The 21,187-nt window shown below is 47.0% G+C and carries 19 protein-coding genes; 3 read left to right on the top strand and 16 right to left on the bottom strand.

Annotation, left to right across the window (positions count from 1 at the left end):
- Positions 1–9: 9 nt before the first annotated feature.
- Positions 10–903 (bottom strand): LysR family transcriptional regulator, encoded by an 894-nt coding sequence (locus ACAN54_RS02975; protein WP_379152319.1) that lies wholly within the window; start codon positions 901–903, stop codon positions 10–12.
- Between the two features lie 114 nt (positions 904–1,017).
- Here ACAN54_RS02975 and ACAN54_RS02970 point away from each other — a divergent pair, with 114 nt between their 5' ends.
- Positions 1,018–2,400 carry an MFS transporter gene (locus ACAN54_RS02970; RefSeq protein ID WP_379152315.1) on the top strand — a complete coding sequence of 461 codons (1,383 nt, stop codon included), beginning with the start codon at positions 1,018–1,020 and terminating at the stop codon, positions 2,398–2,400.
- Positions 2,401–2,404: 4 nt separating this feature from the next.
- Here the strand turns inward: ACAN54_RS02970 and ACAN54_RS02965 are convergent, their stop codons facing one another.
- The 3 genes from ACAN54_RS02965 to ACAN54_RS02955 form a co-directional block, all read right to left on the bottom strand.
- On the bottom strand, positions 2,405–2,761 hold the full coding sequence (locus ACAN54_RS02965; protein WP_379152312.1) for an MmcQ/YjbR family DNA-binding protein: 357 nt from the start codon (positions 2,759–2,761) through the stop codon (positions 2,405–2,407).
- Between the two features lie 102 nt (positions 2,762–2,863).
- A complete protein-coding gene (locus tag ACAN54_RS02960; protein ID WP_379152309.1) occupies positions 2,864–3,862 on the bottom strand; it encodes a histidinol phosphate phosphatase domain-containing protein in 999 nt (332 codons plus the stop codon).
- A 37-nt stretch (positions 3,863–3,899) separates the two neighbouring features.
- Positions 3,900–4,799 (bottom strand): metallophosphoesterase family protein, encoded by a 900-nt coding sequence (locus tag ACAN54_RS02955; protein ID WP_379152306.1) that lies wholly within the window; start codon positions 4,797–4,799, stop codon positions 3,900–3,902.
- A gap of 250 nt (positions 4,800–5,049) precedes the next feature.
- Between ACAN54_RS02955 and ACAN54_RS02950 the strand changes: the two genes are divergently transcribed.
- Complete coding sequence (locus ACAN54_RS02950; protein ID WP_379152303.1) at positions 5,050–5,763, top strand: YwiC-like family protein; 714 nt, start codon at positions 5,050–5,052, stop codon at positions 5,761–5,763.
- An 81-nt stretch (positions 5,764–5,844) separates the two neighbouring features.
- Here the strand turns inward: ACAN54_RS02950 and ACAN54_RS02945 are convergent, their stop codons facing one another.
- Entirely contained in the window at positions 5,845–6,204 is a 360-nt protein-coding gene (locus ACAN54_RS02945) for a winged helix-turn-helix transcriptional regulator (RefSeq protein ID WP_379152300.1), read from the bottom strand.
- Between ACAN54_RS02945 and ACAN54_RS02940 the strand changes: the two genes are divergently transcribed.
- Positions 6,154–7,089, top strand: coding sequence for an NADPH-dependent F420 reductase (locus ACAN54_RS02940; protein WP_379152297.1), 936 nt, complete (start codon positions 6,154–6,156; stop codon positions 7,087–7,089). The genes ACAN54_RS02945 and ACAN54_RS02940 overlap by 51 nt on opposite strands.
- Positions 7,090–7,364: 275 nt before the next feature.
- Here the strand turns inward: ACAN54_RS02940 and ilvB are convergent, their stop codons facing one another.
- The 11 genes from ilvB to ACAN54_RS02885 form a co-directional block, all read right to left on the bottom strand.
- On the bottom strand, positions 7,365–9,041 hold the full coding sequence (ilvB, locus tag ACAN54_RS02935) for a biosynthetic-type acetolactate synthase large subunit (protein ID WP_379152294.1): 1,677 nt from the start codon (positions 9,039–9,041) through the stop codon (positions 7,365–7,367).
- A 57-nt stretch (positions 9,042–9,098) separates the two neighbouring features.
- Positions 9,099–10,115, bottom strand: a complete 1,017-nt coding sequence (moaA, locus tag ACAN54_RS02930; RefSeq protein ID WP_379152290.1) for a GTP 3',8-cyclase MoaA — start codon at positions 10,113–10,115, stop codon at positions 9,099–9,101.
- 32 nt (positions 10,116–10,147) lie between these two features.
- A complete protein-coding gene (locus ACAN54_RS02925) occupies positions 10,148–11,638 on the bottom strand; it encodes a nitrate/nitrite transporter (protein ID WP_379152286.1) in 1,491 nt (496 codons plus the stop codon).
- A gap of 182 nt (positions 11,639–11,820) precedes the next feature.
- Positions 11,821–12,351 (bottom strand): hemerythrin domain-containing protein, encoded by a 531-nt coding sequence (locus ACAN54_RS02920; protein ID WP_379152282.1) that lies wholly within the window; start codon positions 12,349–12,351, stop codon positions 11,821–11,823.
- A gap of 19 nt (positions 12,352–12,370) precedes the next feature.
- Positions 12,371–13,018, bottom strand: a complete 648-nt coding sequence (locus tag ACAN54_RS02915; protein WP_379154129.1) for a response regulator — start codon at positions 13,016–13,018, stop codon at positions 12,371–12,373.
- Between the two features lie 7 nt (positions 13,019–13,025).
- Positions 13,026–14,096 carry a sensor histidine kinase gene (locus ACAN54_RS02910; RefSeq protein ID WP_379152278.1) on the bottom strand — a complete coding sequence of 357 codons (1,071 nt, stop codon included), beginning with the start codon at positions 14,094–14,096 and terminating at the stop codon, positions 13,026–13,028.
- Positions 14,093–14,551, bottom strand: coding sequence for a GAF domain-containing protein (locus tag ACAN54_RS02905; RefSeq protein WP_379152275.1), 459 nt, complete (start codon positions 14,549–14,551; stop codon positions 14,093–14,095). Before ACAN54_RS02905 ends, ACAN54_RS02910 begins: the two co-directional genes overlap by 4 nt.
- Positions 14,552–14,600: 49 nt before the next feature.
- Positions 14,601–15,287: a respiratory nitrate reductase subunit gamma gene (gene narI / locus ACAN54_RS02900; protein WP_379152272.1), complete on the bottom strand. Its 687-nt coding sequence runs from the start codon at positions 15,285–15,287 to the stop codon at positions 14,601–14,603.
- The gene (gene narJ / locus ACAN54_RS02895) at positions 15,284–15,850 is read right to left on the bottom strand and encodes a nitrate reductase molybdenum cofactor assembly chaperone (RefSeq protein ID WP_379152267.1); all 567 of its coding nucleotides are present in this window, start codon (positions 15,848–15,850) and stop codon (positions 15,284–15,286) included. The genes narI and narJ overlap by 4 nt, the downstream gene beginning before the upstream one ends.
- Positions 15,843–17,426, bottom strand: coding sequence for a nitrate reductase subunit beta (gene narH / locus ACAN54_RS02890; protein ID WP_379152264.1), 1,584 nt, complete (start codon positions 17,424–17,426; stop codon positions 15,843–15,845). Before narH ends, narJ begins: the two co-directional genes overlap by 8 nt.
- Complete coding sequence (locus tag ACAN54_RS02885; protein ID WP_379152261.1) at positions 17,416–21,090, bottom strand: nitrate reductase subunit alpha; 3,675 nt, start codon at positions 21,088–21,090, stop codon at positions 17,416–17,418. The genes narH and ACAN54_RS02885 overlap by 11 nt, the downstream gene beginning before the upstream one ends.
- Positions 21,091–21,187 lie beyond the last annotated feature (97 nt).

Raw genomic sequence — 21,187 nt, 5'->3', positions numbered from 1 at the left:
CACCGTTCCTTAGTTGAAATAATATTGTTCAGACATCGCGCCAAAATACTCCACAACCACTTCACGGAATTCCAGAGCAGCCTGCGAAATATACCGACCTTTGTGCCATAATAGAGCGATTTCCCTTACCAAATCGTGATTATCCACTTGGATATAATGGATGTGTTCCCGTGAGTTCCGTGCACTGCTAGGTATGAAAGCTATGCCAATTCCCGCTTCCACAAGAGCGCTTAACCTTGCAGGTTCATCGCCCTCATATACATATTGGGGTATAAATCCAGCTGATTCGCAAACAGTGTCCACTAAATCGCGAGTGCCGTAACCTCTCCTTACACCGACAAACCATTCGTCCTTTAGCTCTATCAAGGATATCCTTTTTCGATTTGCCAGATGATGCCCCTTAGGAACAGCGACAACGATCGGGTCAATGCATACGATTTGACATTCTATATCATCCCCTTGTATCGGAGGTGAAGACAAGCATACATCGATAGCTCCACTAAGAAGAAGTGTAACCATTTCCTGCGTGGCAAGCATTTGTACATGAAAAAGAACAGAAGGCATCTTTTTCCGAAACTCCCGAAGGATACTTGGCAACATGCTTGCGGCGGTCACCGCCAATTCCAGGGTGCTATGTTCCAGATTGGCAAGATCCTTAATCTCCTGCTTGCCTTGTTCTAATTCAAACAAAGCCCTTTCAGCACGACGGAGGAATCTGCTTCCGAAATCATTCAACCGCAGTCTTCTTCCGGTCCGGTCAAATAAGGGAACACCCAAATCCTCCTCCAGGCGGGCAATCGTTTTGCTCAGAGAGGATTGTGTAACATGCAGACTTCGTGCAGCTTCAGTAACATGTTCCAACCGGGCTACAGCAACAAAATACTGCAATTGAAGAAGTTCCATTGGCCAACCTCCATTCATTCCCTTAAGTCAATGAAATCATAACATAGAATGCGTTGGAGTAAATACATGATGTCAAGTAGGATATGATTATAACAATTTGGGGAGGTACTCACAATGAATTCGCGTAGCTGGTGGTTAATGATATCCGTGGGACTGGGGATTCTCTTGAATCCACTAAACTCTTCGATGGTCTCGGTGGCGATTCCAAGGCTGCAAAATGTGTTTCAGCTAGATTTCACAAAGGTTTCTTGGGTTATCTTTTCATTCTACATAGCGAGTGCTGTCGCTCAACCTGTCATGGGTAAGGCCAGTGATTTATTCGGCCGTAGAAAAATATTCCTTACCGGGCTATGCGTATCCTTCGCTGCCTCATTCTTAGCTGCGCTATCCCCAAGCTTTGGGTGGCTTATCGTGTTTCGAATTTTGCAATCCGTTGGAACAAGCATGATGGTTGCCGTTGGAATGGCCATTGTACGAGTTCATATCACAGAGAAGCAAGCTACCGCACTTTCTGTTTTGTCCATATTCCTATCCGGAGCAGCAGCTATTGGGCCCTTTATTGGCGGGGTGTTCATTCACTGGTGGGATTGGCATGCTATCTTTTTCGTCAATATTCCAATTGTAGTGGTTAGCTTTATAATGTCCTGGAAGACGATTCCTAAGGACGATTCGCAAGCAGCCATCGCAAGCAACACGTCTTTTCGGAAATGGGCCCATGTGATTGATGTGTCAGGCATCCTGCTTTTCACAACAGGTCTGGTAGCACTGCTCGTTGGATTACTGTCGGCCAAATCATCCGGTCACATCTCATGGCTAACTATCACTGAAATAGTGATAGGTCTCATGTTAATTTGGGCCTTCATCCGGCATGAATTGCATACGACTTCACCGTTTATTCCTTTGCGTACATTTGCCCATTATCCTGCGATGACTTGGGTCAATATCGAATTCATGCTCGTGAACGTATTGTATTATTCGGTGTTTTTCGGGCTTCCTTCCTATTTGCAAATCGTACGTCATGTCAGCGAATTCCATACAGGGATTCTGATGTTAACTTTAGGATTATGCTCGCTAGTCGTTTCCCCATTGGCAGGGCGTTGGATCGATCACTCAGGAGCAGCCCCGGCACTCTTGGTGTCCGCCATATTCATGACATTGGGATCTGTTGGGATCGTGTCATTGAATCAACATTCGCCGGTTATCAGTGTATGTCTGGCTTTAGCTGCTTTCGGCATAAGTAACGGGTTAAATAATGTTGGTATGCAAGCAGCCATGTTCAAAAGCTCACCGAAAGAAATAATCGGAGTAGCATCAGGGTTGTTTAATACATCCAGATACCTTGGAACGATTCTCTCCTCATTGTTGGTAGGGATCGTCATGGGCGGAAAGTTCAGCTTCGGGGGATTCCGTGTACTAGGGTTGATCCTCACGGGTGTTGCTCTGTCCTTGGTTATCATGAGCCTGCGTCGCCGGAAGTCAGAGCAAACGCAAGCGTAGGAGATTAAGTATCCAGTATCGATTGTTGGAGACTTTTTGAAAGGGTTTTAACAACTAAAAGATAAGAGTGGTCGATCATTGCCAATAGATCAGGCTCTGGCACGGAGCCATCGAGGGTTATGGAATTCCAGTGTTTTTTGTTCATATGGTAACCTGGACGAACGTTTTCATGCTGCTCTCTCAGATTATCCGCAATGACAGGATCACATTTCAGGTTGATAATGGTATGCTTCTCTAAATTCTCAAAGATAAGAGCGAACATTTTACCTTTAACTTTGATCACCAAGGGTTCAGGCCCAAAGGGATATTCCCTAGTCGCCCCCTTTTTCCGCAGACAATATTCGACGATATTCTCTTTCATATGGCTCATCATCTTAGCAACCCCTCATACCGAACTTATGTATCCTTACCTATTATAACAAAACGAGCCTTTCTTCAAAAAGAAAGACTCGCTATTCATTATTCATTCCAGCTTATGCGTGCTCCGTTGCCGGTTGTGGAAAGTTACTATCTCCCTCATGCCCGCCTGCTTCAACAGTTCCAGCTGCAGATCCGTATAACCGCCGAGATCTTCTGGGAAATGCGCATCGGTAGAGGTCGTGAGAAGTACGCCTTTGTCCGCCAATACCGCCAGGAAAGCGGGGCTTGGGCACATCTCCTTAATCGGATAACGGTACACCATTCCAGCGTTGATCTCTGTGGCAGTATCATGTGCAATCAGCAGATCAGCAATCTGCTCATACATAGGCAGTAGCAGCTCTTCATCCGGGCGGTAGTTAAAGGCCTTGAGGTTATCGAGGTGGGCAACAATATCGAACAAACGTGAAGTGACCGCATATCCGACAATCTCGAAGAACCGGGCGTACAGAGCTTCCAGATCGAATTGTTCAAAGTACTTTTGCGTCGCCGGATTGTCAAAACCCCAGCCATCTACAAAATGCACAGAACCGATCACATAGTCATAAGGCTGTTCTGCCAAAATCCCGCTTAGCTCCAGCTCACAGCCGGGAAAATAGTCCGCTTCGATACCAAGACGCAGCTCTATTCCCTCACGCCGCCACTTGTCCTTTTGGAGCTGAATGCATCTTACAAAATCGTCCGAATCCGCCATACACACCTGATCCAGCCACTCTCGCTGCAACCGGCCTATCCAGGTATCATCCAGGATCATATGCTTTTCATAATAGGCTTTATACTTCGTGAACCGGTACAGATGATCGACGATGCCGACGGTGTGCATCCCTCGCTTCTTAGCTTGCTCCAGATACAGGTCCAGCCACTCGGTGGTAAAGGCTCCGCCCGCGATGCGCTGTTCAAGCAGACCGAAGCTATCCTGCATCCAGGACAGTGTATGTGTCTTTTCAGAGCTGCCCTTCATCGTGGTCAGACTCTCCAGCGTACGCTGCAGCCACCTTGGTGAATACGGCCCTTCTTCCAGATGGAGATGGAAATCTACCTTCATTTCGTATACCCTCCTGTTGTCTCTGTCCATGCTTAGGTCAAACTACACCGCCATCCTCCAACCTGATCCATGTCTCGAACCGCCGTTCCCCTTCCTGGAGTCGAATCACCCTTGCTCCGCGCTGCAGGGCCCCGTATGTGTTATGCCCGGTCACCCGGCCATAGGCAAGCGTTATTCCGTGCAGTACGCCTATGTAATCATTGTCATGATCGTGTCCGGCGAAGGTTGCCATCACATCTCCTGCTTCCAGCATGGCCGCGAACCAGCCACTGTTTACTTTGGAGCAGCAGACCATTTCTCCCTTATTCCCGGCTACACTTCCCGATTGCCATACCTCATTGTATTCTGGAATCGGAATATGCATAAATGCCAGCGCAGGCAGCACTTTGCCATTTCTCTCCCGGATCTTAGCAGATTCCTGTGAATACCAGCCGACTTGATCAGGATGAATCCAGGCATACCCGCCGATAGCTGCAGGAGCATATTCACCCGAATCCACGAAATATAGTACCGCAGACTCCCGTTCTTCCGCATGGCTATAGAGGGATAGCACATAATTGCCTGTACCTTGTATTTCTTCCGGTCCCGCTTCAGCCATACATAACTCATATTCTGATAAAATCGCCTGAAGCTCTGCCCTTGTAACCCCCTTCTCCGTATCATGGTTACCATAGATCACGGCAAACGGCGTTCCCGCCTGTGCCGCTACCTCAATTACCCGGCGGAATGTAGCCTTGGGGTCTACCGTATCTGCGCTGTAGATCAGATCGCCAGTGAACACGACCAGATCCGGCTGCTCGGTTTCCAGAATACGCTTCATAAGTTCCAGCGTCCGGGCATCACGCTCCGGCTCGATTCCATCCTGGAGATGGATATCCGTAAACTGCACAATTTTAAAAGTCCCATTCGGATGAAAGGAAAGTCGACGTGTAATCATGTTAAGCCTCCTGAATTCCGGGATCTCATCCCTGTGATGCCCAAGTTGTTCTTTTGTGCTTTTACGTTGTTTTGTGTGGCTTTTATTTTAAAATATCATTAATAGTCAAAGGGATGCAAGCTTTATTTTTATATGTAGGGATAGAACTGGATAATCTGCAACGTGTGTCTGGAATCACTAGAGGGTGCTTCGAAAGATCGTATATTTAAAGTGTCCGGGAAATATGGTATCGCACTGGAGGTAATTATTGTTGAAAAAATATATTCCTAATCAACATGGCGCTTGGGCCATGCTGGTACTCCCTTTTTTGTTCGGAATGGCGGCCTCACAGGCCCTATTCCTTCATATTCCATTGTTCTTGTGCTGGCTGTTCATTTATTTATTCATCTTTCAACTTTTGCAAGGAGTCAAAACGCGACGGTTTGACAGGGTTCTCAAGCCTCTTAAAGTATATGGTCTGCTGCTCCTCCCTTTTGTTATCTATCTGACCGCTGCCAAGCCTAAGCTTCTCTGGTTCGCCCTGCTGGCCCTACCACTTTTTGCTGTAAATCTGTATTATGCCAGAACCAAAAATGAACGTGCGCTGCTCAACGATATCTCAGGGATTCTGCTGTTCTGTCTGATGGTGTTTCCCGTATTTTATGTTGGCGGAGGTACAAGCTGGGAAACAGCTACCGAATTGTTTATCTTGGCGTTACTATATTTTGTAGGGACTGCCTTGTACGTAAAAACGATTATTCGTGAGAAAAACAATCCAAAGTATTATTACGCATCGGTAGTGTATCATAGTCTATTTATACTTATTGGTGTGTTCCTCTTCCCTTCATTAACCTGCCCCCTGCTCCTTCTGCTTGCGCGCGCGGCAAGCCTTCCCAGAACAAAAATCACAGCCAAACGAACCGGAATGCTGGAAATTGTCTTTTCCATTATGCTGTACATATCGGTGATTATCTTCTATTTCTAATTGTTCGGTGAAAATAAAGTATTAGACTGACAATGCTTCATTAAGCTGAGGAGCAGGATAGTTTAGAAATACCCCGTCTAATTAATCTGATTTTTCTCCAAACTTATTTCCGAATTCCTCCATTAAATCAATAATTGGAATCAATTGTTCTCCTTTTGACGTCAGTGAGTACTCAACACGCGGAGGCACCTCAGGGTAAACCTTACGGTTAATTAAGCCATCTGCCTCCAATTCCCGAAGTTGCTTTGTTAGAGACCCTTGTGAAATACCCCATAAAAGAGTTTTAATTTCGTTGTATCGGTGTGGCTTGAATTTTAGAAACCAAAGAATCATATACTTCCAACGTCCTGAAAGCAGATTTTGGGTATAAGCAATTCCATATATTTCCCTATGGTCCGTCTTACATTCTTCATTAAATCCTTCTTTGTTGATTTTAGACACCAATTCCACCTCATTCTGCTGTTAGGTACAAAAAATAGTACTATGTCACTTATTATTGCCCTCTTCAAAAAAGCGAGTAACGTATATATATTAGTGCATGTAGACAAAATACTCAAAAAATCAACTTTAATACAAATAGGAGGAATAAAAATGAGATTTGGAATTATAGGTGCAGGAGCAATAGGGGCAAGTATTTCTAATAAATTAGTTGAGAATGGGCATAACGTAAAAATTGCAGAAACTCGTGGAGTTGAACATTTAGAAGGAAAAGAGTTTGCTGGAACACCTGCGAGTTTGGAAGATGTAATTACAAATATTGATGTTCTTATAATATCTCTTCCTTCTCATGTAATACCAAGCATCCGTGATACTATAGACAAAATTGGAGAAGAAGTTATTGTTGTAGACACATCAAATTATTATCCTTTTAGGGATAATAAAATTGAAGAAATTGAGAACGGAATGGTTGAAAGTCTTTGGGTTTCAAACCAATTAGGTAGACCTATCATTAAAGCGTTCAACAATCAATTAGCGTATACATTAAAAAATAATGGAACTCCTGAAGGTACTAGTGGTCGCATTGCAATGGCGGTGGCTGGTAACGTTCAATCCCATAAAGAAGTAATTATGGACGTAGTAAATGTGCTAGGCTTTGATGCCGTAGATGGTGGCTCTTTAAATGATTCGTGGAGACAACAGCCCGGAAACCCTGGCTACTGCACGGAACTAACGAAAGAGGAATTAACCGAAGCATTAACGAGGGCGAATAAGGAAAAAGCCCCGTTTTTAAGAGATCAGGCAATAGCAAGATTTTCTACTACAACTGCAGGCGGATACTCACATCAAGATGTTGTTAATCTAAATAGAGAGATATATAATTCATAAGTTTTGACGTTAATCTAACGGGAAACGTTAGTTAAACGAAACAGCGGCAGTCTAAGACTTTATTATCAAGTCTTGGTTCGTCACTGCTTTTATTAATGGATCAGTTTAAAATTTATTTTTCAAAAGCTGACGATCCTTCAAAACAAAAACCCCGTTAAATCAATGAATCCAGTCGAATACTTTATTTTCTTTGAACACTAATTACAATAAATCTCTTGGAAAGCAAAGAAGCGGGTCTCCGATAACGGAACCCGCTTCTTTGTATATTGATAGTGCTACTCTTCGATCATGTCGTGATTCCCGGCCCCCGGAGGGACGATAGGATATACATTGGATTCTTCGGTAATATCAAATTCCATGATTACGACTCCCTTTGTGTGCAATGCCTCTTCAATAATGCACTCTGCTTCCTCCAGGGTCTGCGCCCGAAATCCGTGCGCACCAAAAGATTGGGCCATTAGAGCAAAGTCAGGTGAACTGATGTGCACCGAAGAGTACCTTCGCCCTAGAAAAAGCTGCTGCCACTGCCGGACCATCCCAAGGTATCCATTCTTAAGAATGGCGACCTTCAGATTAATGCCCAGATCCACAGCAGTCATGATCTCCTGTATATTCATCTGGAAGCTTCCATCCCCTGTAATACAGATGACTTCCCTGTCGGGATAGGCCACTGCTGCACCGATGGCTGCCGGCAATCCATAGCCCATGGTTCCAAGTCCACCGGAGGTTAGAAAAGAGCGCGGTTCGGTAAAGTTGTAGTGTCTGGCTGTCCAGATTTGATGTTGGCCTACATCGGTTGATACGATGGCATTGCCGTCTGTAGCTGCATCAATACATTTAATTACTTCCTGTGGAGTCAATTTCGCTACTGGTTGGGGAGAAGATTTAGAGGATCGCTGTATCCACTGCTGAATCTGTTTCTCCCAAAGGGAGTGGTCACTCCTATGTATTTCTTCCATCAATCCGGCAAGCATTTCCGATATGAGTCCTGTTATGGCAAGGTCAACATTGATGTTCTTATTGAGTTCAGAGGAATCAATATCAACTTGTATTTTAAAAGAGCCGGGAGAGAATGACTTGCGGTTTCCTGTCACACGATCACTGAAGCGAACCCCGAGACATAGTACCAAATCGGCTGCCTGTAATGCACGATTGGCAGCTACAGTTCCATGCATCCCCACCATGCCCAGATGCTGTGGATGATCGGAAGGCAGGGCGCCGAGTCCCATTAGCGTACTCGCAACAGGAAGCCGAAATCTCTCCACAAACTTTCTTAGCCATGAAGGTGTCTCATCTGTCATACAGCCGCCTCCAACTAGAACTAATGGGCGTTCTGCATGATTGAACTGCTCTGCTGCAAGCTGTAAGCTATCGGCAGGGATCACTGAATATGGCTGATAACCGCGGATATGTAAGGGTGCTGGCGATATTTCACTGTAATGGTTGTCCTCTACTGTGGACGTCATCACATTCTTCGGCAGATCGATCAGCACAGGACCGGGACGGCCTGTTGTGGCCAAATAAAAGGCTTCATGTACAATCCTCTGTAGATCGCCTATATCCCTAACCATATAATTATGTTTCGTAATAGGCATCGTCATTCCGTAAATATCCACTTCCTGAAAACTATCCAGACCAATTAATTCGGTAGCCACCTGACCCGTAAGGATAATCATTGGAATAGAATCCATAAACGCTGTCGCAATTCCGGTAATGGCGTTAGTTGCACCAGGTCCGCTTGTGACAAGTGCAAGTCCGGGACGCCCCGTGGACCGCGCATAACCATCGGCGGCATGAACGGCCGCCTGTTCATGTCTTACTAAGACATGATGTAAGGTATTACAATCAAACAAAGCGTCGTATAGAGGAAGTACGGCTCCCCCCGGATATCCAAAAATCGTGTCGACCTTCTTGTCAAGCAATAACTGAATCAGCAGTTCCGCTCCGTTCATGGGTGACCATCGTCTCCTACCTTTATTAATTCATACCATCTTGTGTATTCCAACCCGTCAGCCACCAATATACGACATACTTATCTTGTTCCGGCTCCCTGCAGTTTGTTCCTGGCGCTCATCGGAATACCTGTCTCCGCGCAGCTCCCATACCTCTTTAATCACACGGAGCAGCGTACGGTCGTCAGCTCCGGTGCGAAGCAATGTCCGCAGGTCCGTACCCTTTGATGCAAACAGACAAGTATAGAATTTACCGTCAGAAGATAACCTTGCCCTCGTACAGGACGAACAAAAGGATTCAGACACCGAAGTGATAAATCCCACCTCAGTCTTACAGTCTTGATAACGGTAACGTTGTGCTACCTCTCCATAGCTCTCTTGCTCCGAAGCCTCTAACTTATAATCGTTTTGAAGGTATTGGAGAATGTCCTTTTTGGTAACAACTTTAGCCAGACTCCAGCCATTGTCATTTCCTACATCCATAAATTCAATGAAGCGCAGCGTAATGTTACGTTCCTTGAAATAGGCAGCCATCGGCAGGATCTCTGATTCATTTACACCTTTTTGAACCACCATGTTGATTTTGATCTCATAGCCCATTTCACGGGCTTGATCAATATTTCTCAGAATAAGAGAAGGTTTCGTGCCTCTTCCGTTCATTTTTCCGAAAATCACGGGATCCAGCGCATCCAGGCTAATATTTAATCGCCGCAATCCCGCATCGTACAGCTTTTTTGCATGCTGCCCCAGGAAAATACCGTTAGTGGTCAATCCGATGTCCTCTACACCATTCAAATCCCGGATGCCTGATACAAGCTCATGAAGATCCTTCCGCAGTAGCGGTTCTCCCCCGGTCAGTCGGATTTTGCCAACTCCCAAAGATATAAAGAGTTTACTCAAACGAATAATCTCTTCAAAAGACAGCAGTTCGCGGGCGGGCATGAAGGCGTAATCGTCACCGAATATTTCCTTCGGCATGCAGTAGGTACAGCGAAAATTACAACGGTCAGTTACCGAAATCCTCAAATCCCGGATCGGACGTTTTAGTTGATCAATGATGGGTGTCGTTCTCATACGCCCTCCTCCCATTTCTAGTAATCTCCCACTTATTTGTGCGTAATATCGCTGAATGTACCGACATAACGAATATCTGCCCCGGTCTCATCCTTGACGGCACTAATATTCAGCAGCTGGAGATACTCCTCTCCATTCTTTCTTTTGTTCCAAATTTCACCCTGCCAAAACCCTTTTGCCCGGATTTCGCTCCACATGCTGCGGTAAAAACCTTCCGGCTGCCTTCCTGACTTCAGCACGTTTGGCAATTTGCCCAGCACCTCCGCTTCTGTAAAGCCAGTAAGCTTCGTAAATGCAGGGTTGACACTCTTGATCACACCCGAAGCATCCGTTACGAGAATTCCCTGGGCCGTAGATTTGAACACTTCGGAAGTAAGTGCCAGGCGATCGTTGTAATAGAGCCAAATCACAAGAACAAGACTCGCCAAGGCCACTTGGGACAGCAGCATGAACCCTATCGAATATTGGCCTGTGATTGAAAAAATAATCGAGAGCATAATCGGCGGGAAAAACCCGCCCAGTCCACCCATCATGGAGACAATCCCGTTGGCAATCCCCGCCTGTTTATTGAAATAAAGCGGGACTAACTTGAAGATAACTCCATTTCCTATCCCTGCACTGAACGCAATGGCCAGGCACCCCACCGTGTACAGTCCAATAGAGGGCAGAAATGCTAAGAGGATCGCAGCAATAGTATAAATACTGAACGTCCCGATGAGCAGAAATAAAGGCTGGAATTTGTCAGCCAGCCAGCCGCCAACCGGCCGGAAGAAGGTGGCAACAGCAATAAAGCCCGCGGTTCGCATGCCTGCATCCACCTTTTCCAGTCCAAAATTGGATACCAGAAAGTTAGGAAGATAGATTGTAAAGGCGACAAACGACCCGAACGTAATGAAATAGAACAACGAGAACAACCAGAGCTTCTCATTAGCGGCTACACCTTTAATCTGATCAATAATAGGCGTTCTTACCTTAGGCTCATGACGGTCTCCGAAAAAGAAATTAAGCGCAATAAAGACCAGCAGAAGGATCAGATACAGCTTCACAGCAGTCGCCCAGCCATAATGGGCAGCGACGATCGGAGCAGTAAATGTGGTTAGGGCCGTACCCAAATTCCCAACCCCGTAGATCCCGTTAACAAACCCGTGTTTTTCTTTGGGGAAATACTTGGGCAACGAGGTAACTCCTACGGAAAAAACAGCGCCTCCAATCCCTAAAAACGTACCGCCAACGATCAGGTCCATATATGTGGTGGCATTGCTAATATAGAAGACTGGAAAGAGAAGAAGGATAAAGCTGATCAGAAAAATGATACGGGCTCCAAAAATATTGGCATAGTAGCCGAGCGGTATACGCAGGATCGAACCAAGCACTACGGGAATCGCCGTGACCATGGCCAGTTTTCCCGATGGAATAGAAATATCCTCGGAAATAAAAGGCATTAGTGATGAAATAATTACCCATACCATAAAGCCAACGATCAAATTCAGGGTTTGTAACGGCAACTGCATTTTTTTAATCATGTCATTCACCTTTTCCGCCATTATTCTTATCTGCTGATTGTATATATTCACTTCCTGTCCTTATTGTATCTGCCCTTACTCGGCTACTGATATAGGGGAGTACCCTGTCCCTGAGAGGGGATTCCCTGAAATATAAAAAAGCTCTATCATCCTTAGGAGGACAATAAAGCCGTATGGAGATTTTATGTGATTAGTGTGTTCATTTTTGAAAAAAGCCGCCTGTGGTCCGGTTCGTTCAGCTGAGTCTCGGCCATTGGAAAAATCACAGCTTCTTCTTTGACAAAATGCACGGTTAATATTTCAAAAGCCTCTGCAGCATCTTTCACGGCGGACATCATCTTTGACAGCGACAGCGGTTCCATGTCAACTGCCGTATGGTGAAGGAAATGTCCCAAATAACCGTCGATTTCCACATGCTCTTCCTGAATTCCAACCAGCGGCCCTTGTTCAAAACCTATATACCGGCCGAGCAGCGGGAAAAAGTGTTCTTCCTCTTTATGTGTATGCTTGGCAAGCGGAATCTGAAACTCCAGAATCAATCTCCGCAGCTCCCCGATTCTGTGACGAGCTTCCTCTTCACTGATCAGATCGTCTTGTTCAAAAGAAAGAACAATCGCGTGCCATTCTCCCATCAGATAGGATAAATAGCGGTGTTCGTTCTCTAGAATACGCATAGCAGGTGAAGTAGAGTGCATACCGGTAGAATTCGGCATAAATACCTCCAATCGAAACTTAGAAATCCAGCAGCTTTTTTTTCAAGGCATATTCCACCAGTTCCGGCCGGCTCTTCAGGTTTAATTTTTCCATGATTTTTGATTTATGGGCCTCCACCGTCTTCACGGAGATAAACAGCCTTTCTGCGATCTCTTTATTGCCATAGCCTTTAGCGATCAGCGGCAAAATCTCAAGCTCCCGCTTGGACAACAGTTCAAACAGGTCTTCTGAAGCGGCAGTTTTATCCTTTTTGATGAATTCACGGACCAGGGAGGTAGCCAATTTGGGATGAATATAGGTTCCTCCCTGATGAATAGTGCGAATAGCCAGTAATAGCTCCTCATCCGGCGCACTTTTCAGCACATAACCTGACGCTCCGTTCTTCAGGACATGGAACAGATATTCTTCATCATCATGCATGGTCAGAATTAATATTTTGGTATCGGGGTAATCCTCCTTGATCTTGCCTGTAGCGATCAGTCCGCTCTCTCCGGGCGGCATGCTAAGATCCATGATCAGGATATCCGGCCTGCATTTCGCTACCATGGCATAGGCTTCTATCCCGTCGGCAGCAGCACCAATGACTTCGATGTCATCCTGGAAATTAAGAATCATGGCAAAACCGCTGCGCACAATGGCATGGTCGTCTGCGATAACGATCTTCATCCGGTGATCATTCCTTTCCACTTCCATCTCCGGCAGGAACTTGAATAATAATTGTAGTTCCCTTTCCTGCCTCCGTCCTTATGCTGAAGCTGCCTCCTACTAATTCTGCACGCTCCTGCATACCGTATAATCCCAGTCCGGTACCGTTTGGTTCATCCCCTAAGTTAAAGCCGATACCTTCATCTTCGATTGTGAGCTTCAGCATTCCGTCACGCTCGGTAAGTTTTACTTGGACCATGTCTACCTGTGCATACTTTAGAGCATTGAGCACAGCTTCCTGGCAGACCCGGTACATCACCGTTTCTATTTCACTGTCATAGCGGTTCTCGGAGAGATCGGAATCAAATTCTATGATAAGTCCGTAGATTTGCTCCAGCCGCTTAAAGTGGGAACGGAAGGCTGCTTCCAGCCCGAAATCATCGAGCGCAGCCGGACGAAGCTCCACAGAGAGATTGCGGATATCATTCAGGAGCCGCGTCATAGAGACTTCGGTCTGCTTGACCTTCTTAAGTATGTTGTCATCTGTGGTCATGTACTTAAGCACCCGCAAATCCACTACAGCGCTCATAAGCTCCTGGGCAACGCTGTCATGCAGTTCACGGGAAATCCGCTTTCGCTCATTCTCTTGTGCTTCAATCACATGCTTCATCATTTTATTCTGATAAAAATTCTCCTGGGTCTTGAACTGTCTGGTTAGATCCCGGAGCATTAACACCCGGATCCCATTCTCGGGATCTATCGTATGAAAGCTTGCTGTGTAGGGTACAATCCCTTTGTATTTCGTCTCAAGGTAAACCTGGTAGGAGGTGAAATCCTCGGATTCAGTTGTATGAAAAAAGCAGTTGGAACAGGTACGGAGCTCATGGTCACTGGTATACCCCCTGCATGTACTGCAGAGAGCAAGGGAATTCCCTTGCTCTAGCTGGTCTAGAAAGTCGCTGTCCACAATACTGGAGGCTGCAGGATTCATGGCCAGTGTCTTCCCTTCCCTGTCAAAAAAGAAGATAGCTTCCCTGCTGTTCTCAAACAGCTTCAGCATCAGAATATTTAGTGAATCCATCCCGGTTGGCAGCATCAACTCAGCAACAATTCCTTCCCGTTCAAGTCTCCAATCCCCTTACGAGCCATACTCTCCAGATCCCTCAGCATGGTTTCATTAACCTGCTGAATCCCCCGGAAACCACCAAGAAGCACACCGGCTACACGGGCATCGTTCCACAGGGGTACTGCCCCTATACTCTGCAGATTCTCTGATTTAACAATCGGATAATTAAACAGCATTTCTTGCCGAACCTGTTCTTTTACTGAAGAGAGTAAGAACGGCTTTCCGGTTTTGAATACGATGCCCGCTACTCCTCTTCCCGACTGAAGAACAATCCCTTTATAACGGGAATTCAGATTGCCGGAGGCGTATTTCCATCGGATGACATAATCATATTCTGCAGGGTCTGCAAGTGCCAATGACATGAAATCATACCCTAAAGCTTCACGGATCAGGTCAAGCTCCAGCTGATAATCAACCTTGTTTTTCATCGTGTTCTCTCCTATTTGAACAGGGAAAGAAGTGCACACTTACTTTCCTTTAATTCGATTTATGTCTTCTGTATAGAATATAACTTCTGCCTACATAATTCAACGGAACACTCCATACATGAACAAGCCGGGTAAAGGGCCAGAATGCGAAGATCGCGAAACCTGACAGGACGTGAATTTTAAAGGATAGCGGCACAGTTGTCATTAACGCAGGATCGGGTCTGAACATAAACAAGCCACGGAACCATACGGAAATGGTCTCACGGTAATCAAATTCAGGCTGCACCGCGTTGGTAACAAGTGTAGAGTACATGCCCATAAATACAATGAACAAGAGCAGAGAATTAACAATCAAATCAGAAGCGCTGCTTAGCCGCCGGACGTTCTTAAGTGTAAATCGCCGTGAGGTAAGAATCAGCATACCGGCCAGAGTGACGATTCCAAAAATCCCACCGATATATACTGCCCCGATATGATACGTATGCTCATTTACACCCACAGCCTCCATCCATGATTTTGGAACAACGAGACCGCCAATGTGTCCGAAGATAACAGGAATAATTCCAAGATGAAAGAGAATACTTCCATATTTCAGTTGTTTCTTCTCGATAAATTCACTGGATTTGGCCGTCCAGTTGAACTGGTCTCTCCGGTAGCGGTAGATATGCCCAACAACAAAAACGACTAGGCAAATGTATGGAATAATGACCCATAAGAATTGATCGAACATATTCATTGACTGACTGCCTCCTGTTCGATGCAAGCTTTGAGTGTTTCCCGAAGACCCTTCACCAGGTGGAAATACGGGCTTTGATTCTTGTCCAGCGCCTGAAGCAAGTGATATGTGCCATCCTCCAGAACCCCAATCAGCATCCGGAAATTCTCGGGTGTCCGTGAATCGTTAAGCCATTCGGCTGCATAAAGAAATTCACACATGAGCGGCAAGTAGTCCGGCAATTCACCTTCAGGCATTTCAAGCCCATACATTTCATACAGCATTTTTAGTTTGGCGAGGATTTGACCACGTTCCTTGGCATCCTCAAATTTAAAATAGGTCATATACAGTGCACAATCCCGCTGAAAATCAAAGGTTGCTGCATATTGTTCCTGTATCTCATCCAAACTGTATTGCTGCATGAGCGTCCCGTACATATGCAGATGGTGGTAAGCCGGATGTCCCTCTTCGAACACCTCTTCCGGGAAAGACTGTTGAAAATCCTGACTTTCTGGATACATTAGCTGCAATGCAAAGTACCCGAAGGAGTGCTTGAATGTATACAGCTTCGTTAAATCAATCACGCCAGATCCCTCCGTAGAAGTTCTCTTCGTATAATTCCTTGGCCGTCTTCGACTCCGAACCGGCAGTATTTGACGGACCGCATCCATCACATCCCGATCCTGATGACCCGAAGGAACCCATGTCACCCATCCGGTTGCCATACCCAGCAGAGCCTTGGGCACGATATGGATTCATAGTTTGTTCCTTATGGGATGTCGGAATTACAAAGCGGTCCTCATATTTGGCGATAGCCAACAAGCGGTACATCTGTTCAGTCTGCTGTGCTGTCAATCCTACCCGCTCAAGCCGGCTTGCATCGAAGGGTTGATTGGCTGATTTAGCACGCATATACGAGCGCATCATAGCCATCCGCTGGAGAGCTTCTTTTACCGTCTGAGTGTCGCCTGCGGTCAGCATATTGGCCAGATACTGGATGGGTGTCCGCATTTCCTCGATCGCCGGGAAAATCATATCCGGATTCTTCAGAGAATCCTTCCCTTCAAAATAATTCATTATCGGGCTGAGTGGCGGGACATACCATACCATCGGCAGCGTCCGGTATTCCGGGTGCAGCGGGAACGCCAGCTTATGTTCAATGGCAAGCTTATATACCGGTGAATTCTGGGCGGCTTCCAGCCAATCCTCAGAGATCCCGTCTTTTCTGGCTTGGGCGATGACTTCAGGATCATGCGGATTCATAAATAAATCACATTGGGCTTTGTACAGATCTTTCTCATCCGGTGTGGAAGCAGCCTCCAGCACCTTGTCCGCGTCGTAGAGCAGAACGCCTAGATAACGGATACGACCAGTACAGGTCTCAGAGCATACCGTCGGCAATCCAGCTTCCACACGCGGGAAGCAAAACGTACATTTTTCCGCTTTGTTGGTCTGCCAGTTGAAATATACCTTCTTATATGGACAGCCCGTCATGCAGTATCTCCAGCCCCGGCAGGCCTCCTGATCTACGAGAACAATGCCATCCTCTTCCCTTTTATACATCGCTCCTGAAGGACAAGAGGCGACACAGCTGGGATTAAGGCAGTGTTCACACAACCGTGGCAGATAGATCATGAACGATTGTTCAAAGTTGAACTTGATCTCCTCTTCAATCTTCTGGATATTCGGATCAAGCGGTCCGGTTACGTGTGCGCCGGCCAGATCATCCTCCCAGTTCGGACCCCACTCCAGGTCCATCTTCTCGCCTGTTACTGCCGAATGCGCACGTGCCACAGGTGAATGCTTTTGTTCCCCCGCGTCCGTAAGATGCTCATAATTGTATGTCCAGGGTTCATAATAATCCTTCATCTCTGGCATGTCCGGGTTATAAAAAATCTTCCCGAGCGCGATCTTGGACAACTTGTTGCCGGATTTCAGCTCAAGCTTGCCTTTGCGGAGCTGCCAGCCCCCTTTGTAGAGTTCCTGATCTTCCCAGCGTTTCGGATAACCGATACCCGGTTTGGTCTCCACGTTGTTAAACCACATATATTCCGCACCTTTGCGGTTGGTCCAGGTCGTTTTGCAGGTCACGCTGCAGGTATGACAGCCTATGCACTTATCCAGATTCATCACCATTGCTACTTGCGCTTTAATCTTCAAGCCAGTTGACCTCCTTCATTTTTCGCACGGCTACGTATACATCACGCTGGTTGCCGATTGGGCCGTAGTAGTTAAATCCATAGCTGAGCTGTGCGTAACCCCCAACCATCTGGGTGGGCTTAAGATGAATTCGGGTGGGAGCATTATGACTGCCGCCACGCGTATCGGTAATCTCGGAGCCGGGTACTTGAATATGCTTGTCTTGTGCGTGATACATGAACATGGTGCCTCTAGGCATACGGTGGCTGACGACAGCACGGGCAGTGACCACGCCATTCCGGTTGTAGACCTCCAGCCAATCATTATCAGCAATATCGTGCTGTTCTGCGTCCTCGTTGTTAATCCACACCGTAGGCCCGCCACGGAAAAGAGTCAGCATGTGCTGGTTGTCCTGATATGTGGAGTGAATATTCCACTTGCCGTGTGGTGTTAAATACCGAAGGACAAGCGCATCCTGCCCGCCTTTTACTTCCCTGTCCCGCGGTCCGAATACCATCGGCGGCAAGGTCGGTTTGTAGATAGGCAATGCTTCACCAAACTGTTGAAAGATTTCATGATCAATATAGAAGTGCTGTCTGCCTGTCAGGGTCCGGAACGGGACCAGACGTTCAATATTGGTAGTGAACGGCGAATACCTGCGCCCTTGTTTGTTGGAACCGCTGAATACCGGTGTAGGAATCACTTCCCGGGGCTGTGCGGTGATGCTATGGAATGTGATTTTCTCCGCAGCCCGGTCCGCTGAGATATCTCTTAACACAACGCCAGAATCCTTCTCTGCCTGTTCGTAGGCTTTCTGGGATACCCGGCCATTGGTTGCAGAAGACAGATGAAGAATCGTATCTGCTACCTGACGGGCAGTTTGAATTTTGGGCAAACCATCTTTGATCGAATCATCATAAAAGACCCCGTTCAGACGTTTCAGCTCTTCATATTCATCAGCCACGGAGAAGCTGATGCCGTGTGCGCCTGCTTTGCCGGAGACCAGATTAGGTCCAAGTGAGATGTATTTATCATGAATCTTGGTATAATCTCGTTCCACAATAATCAGATTTGGCATCGTTTTGCCCGGAACAGCTTCCACTTCACCTTTGGCCCAGTCTTTGACCAAGCCCATCGGCTGAGAAATCTCACTGATCGAATCATGGGCAAGCGGTGTAGCGACTAGATCTTTGTAGACACCCGGCAACTCTGACTTCGCCATTTCCGAGAAGACTTCCGAGAGCTGGCGGTAAATATCCCAATCTGAACGGGATTCCCACAGCGGATTGACCGCAGGATTAAATGGATGAACGAACGGATGCATATCTGTTGAGGATAAATCCGTCTTCTCATACCAGGTAGCCGCCGGAAGAACGACATCTGCATACAACGGGGTTGTGGTCATACGAAAATCCAGCGCGACCATCAGATCCAGCTTGCCTTCTACATCCTCCCGCCAGACGATTTCTTCGGGTTTCTGCTCTTCATTCGGCGTGGCAAGCAGTCCATCTGATGCACCGAGCAGATGCTTCATAAAGTATTCCTGGCCCTTCGCGGAGCTGGATATCAGATTAGAACGCCATATGAATAAGCTTCGCGGGAAATTCTCGGGTGCACCCGGATCTTCTAGAGCAAAACGGGTCGTTCTTGATTTGATCTCCTCCAGCGTATGGGCGATGATCTCAGCATTGGTTTTTTTGCCCTGCTGAGCGGCTTCTTCTGCGAACATGAGGCTGTTCTTGTTAAACTGCGGGAAGGAAGGCAGCCAGCCCAGCCTTGCCGCAAGCACATTGTAATCGGCGGGGTGCTGGTAGGCTACCTCTCCTGCTGTCGGTGACTTAAGCGAATCGGTACCACTCTCTTCGTAACGCCATTGTTCTGTTGCGAAGTAGAAAAACGACGTAGCATTCTGCTGCCGGGACGGGCCCTGCCAATCCTTCGCAAAAGCGATAGTCGACCATCCTTCGATCGGGCGGCATTTCTCTTGACCAACATAGTGCGCCCAGCCGCCCCCGTTTACCCCCTGGGATGCGGTAAGAATTACAAGGTTCAGGATGGAGCGGTAGATGGTGTCACTATTGAACCAATGATTAATCCCTGCTCCCATGATAATCATGGAGCGTCCGCCGGTATCAATGGCGTTCTGGGCGAATTCACGGGCAATCTGAACCACAACACTGGATTTCACACCTGTGATGTTCTCCTGCCATGCAGGAGTGTAATGGGAGGCGCTATCGTTATAGTCCTTGGCGTTCCAAGGACTCTCAATTCTGCCGATCCCGTATTGACTCATCATCAGATCATATACCGTTGTACCATATCGTTCCGTTCCATCAGCAAGACGTATTTTCATAGCAGGAATCGTCCGTGTGAATGTACCGTTCCCCGCTTGATCGAAATAAGGGAATACAATCTCTTCCCACTGCCCGCCGTGTTCTTCAACAGAAAGTGCAGGAACAATCTTCGTTCCGTCTTCCCGTTCAAGAATGAGATTCCACTTCTTATCCGTCTCCCAGCGCTGCCCCATCGTCCCGTTCGGAACCACAAGCTCCTCTGAGACAGAGTCATAGATCACTGGTTTCCATTCCGCATGCGGAGAGGAATCACCGAGATCGCTCGCACGGAGGAAACGACCGCCCTTCAAGCTCTGCTCATGGGGATCCAGGAGAATGATGAAAGGCATGTCCGTATATTGTTTGGCATAGTCCATAAACATCGCTTCTTGGCGTTCATAATAAAATTCCTTCAGAATCACATGGGTCATTGCCTGAGCTAAGGCAGCATCGGTACCCGGATTAGGTGCAAGCCAGTTGTCAGCGAATTTGACGTTCTCTGCCAAATCCGGTGCAACGGACACCACTTTGGTTCCTTTATATCGTACTTCAGTCATGAAGTGGGCATCCGGGGTCCGGGTTAGCGGTACATTCGAGCCCCACATGATCAAATAGCCGGCATTGTACCAATCTGAGGATTCTGGAACATCCGTCTGCTCGCCCCATATTTGCGGAGAAGCCGGGGGCAGATCAGCGTACCAATCGTAAAAGCTGAGCATTTGCCCTCCAATGAGGGAGAGGAACCGTGCACCCGAAGCATAGCTGACCATAGACATAGCCGGAATCGGAGTGAACCCGGCAATCCGGTCTGGCCCATACTTTCGTATGGTATAGATTAACTGTGCCGAGATCAGACGAAGCGCGTCATCCCACGCAACCCGGGTCAGCCCCCCTTTGCCTCGGGCTTTTTTATAGAGATCCGCTTTCTCCGGGTCTTCTACGATACTTGCCCAAGCATCTACGGGATTGTCATGCTCCTGCACTGCAGCCTTCCAGAGGCGCCACAGCTTCCCTCTCATATAGGGGTATTTCACCCGAAGTGGACTATATTCATACCAGGAAAAGGTTGCTCCTCTGGGACAGCCGCGGGGTTCGAACTCTGGCATATCCGGTCCGCAGGACGGATAGTCAATCTGTTGATTCTCCCAAGTAATAATTCCATTCTTCACGAATACCTTCCAGCTGCAGGAGCCTGTACAATTCACTCCATGCGTTGTGCGGACCACTTTATCATGAGACCAGCGCTGGCGGTACATATCTTCCCAATCCCTGTTCTTTTCCTCCAGAATGGACCACTTTCCAGAATAACTTTCAACCGGCTTAAAAAAGTTCAAGCCATACTTTTTCTTCATCGCTTACAAACACTCCTTTGCAGAATGAAGGACATGGAAGAGTCCGACTCACTATTCATTCGAATACCTCCATTATGGATGTCCCGGACCGGAGTTC

The sequence above is a fragment of the Paenibacillus diazotrophicus genome (assembly GCF_042610465.1).
This window is presented reverse-complemented; position numbering and strand designations above follow the sequence as displayed.

Coding starts and splice junctions, on each gene's coding strand:
- ACAN54_RS02975 (WP_379152319.1), bottom strand. CDS start 903: ATGGAACTTCTTCAATTGCAGTATTTTGTTGCTGTAGCCCGGTTGGAA.
- ACAN54_RS02970 (WP_379152315.1), top strand. CDS start 1,018: ATGAATTCGCGTAGCTGGTGGTTAATGATATCCGTGGGACTGGGGATT.
- ACAN54_RS02965 (WP_379152312.1), bottom strand. CDS start 2,761: ATGAAAGAGAATATCGTCGAATATTGTCTGCGGAAAAAGGGGGCGACT.
- ACAN54_RS02960 (WP_379152309.1), bottom strand. CDS start 3,862: ATGAAGGTAGATTTCCATCTCCATCTGGAAGAAGGGCCGTATTCACCA.
- ACAN54_RS02955 (WP_379152306.1), bottom strand. CDS start 4,799: ATGATTACACGTCGACTTTCCTTTCATCCGAATGGGACTTTTAAAATT.
- ACAN54_RS02940 (WP_379152297.1), top strand. CDS start 6,154: ATGGTCCGTCTTACATTCTTCATTAAATCCTTCTTTGTTGATTTTAGA.
- ilvB (WP_379152294.1), bottom strand. CDS start 9,041: ATGAACGGAGCGGAACTGCTGATTCAGTTATTGCTTGACAAGAAGGTC.
- moaA (WP_379152290.1), bottom strand. CDS start 10,115: ATGAGAACGACACCCATCATTGATCAACTAAAACGTCCGATCCGGGAT.
- ACAN54_RS02925 (WP_379152286.1), bottom strand. CDS start 11,638: ATGATTAAAAAAATGCAGTTGCCGTTACAAACCCTGAATTTGATCGTT.
- ACAN54_RS02920 (WP_379152282.1), bottom strand. CDS start 12,351: ATGCCGAATTCTACCGGTATGCACTCTACTTCACCTGCTATGCGTATT.
- ACAN54_RS02915 (WP_379154129.1), bottom strand. CDS start 13,018: ATGAAGATCGTTATCGCAGACGACCATGCCATTGTGCGCAGCGGTTTT.
- ACAN54_RS02905 (WP_379152275.1), bottom strand. CDS start 14,551: ATGAAAAACAAGGTTGATTATCAGCTGGAGCTTGACCTGATCCGTGAA.
- narI (WP_379152272.1), bottom strand. CDS start 15,287: ATGAATATGTTCGATCAATTCTTATGGGTCATTATTCCATACATTTGC.
- ACAN54_RS02885 (WP_379152261.1), bottom strand. CDS start 21,090: ATGAAGAAAAAGTATGGCTTGAACTTTTTTAAGCCGGTTGAAAGTTAT.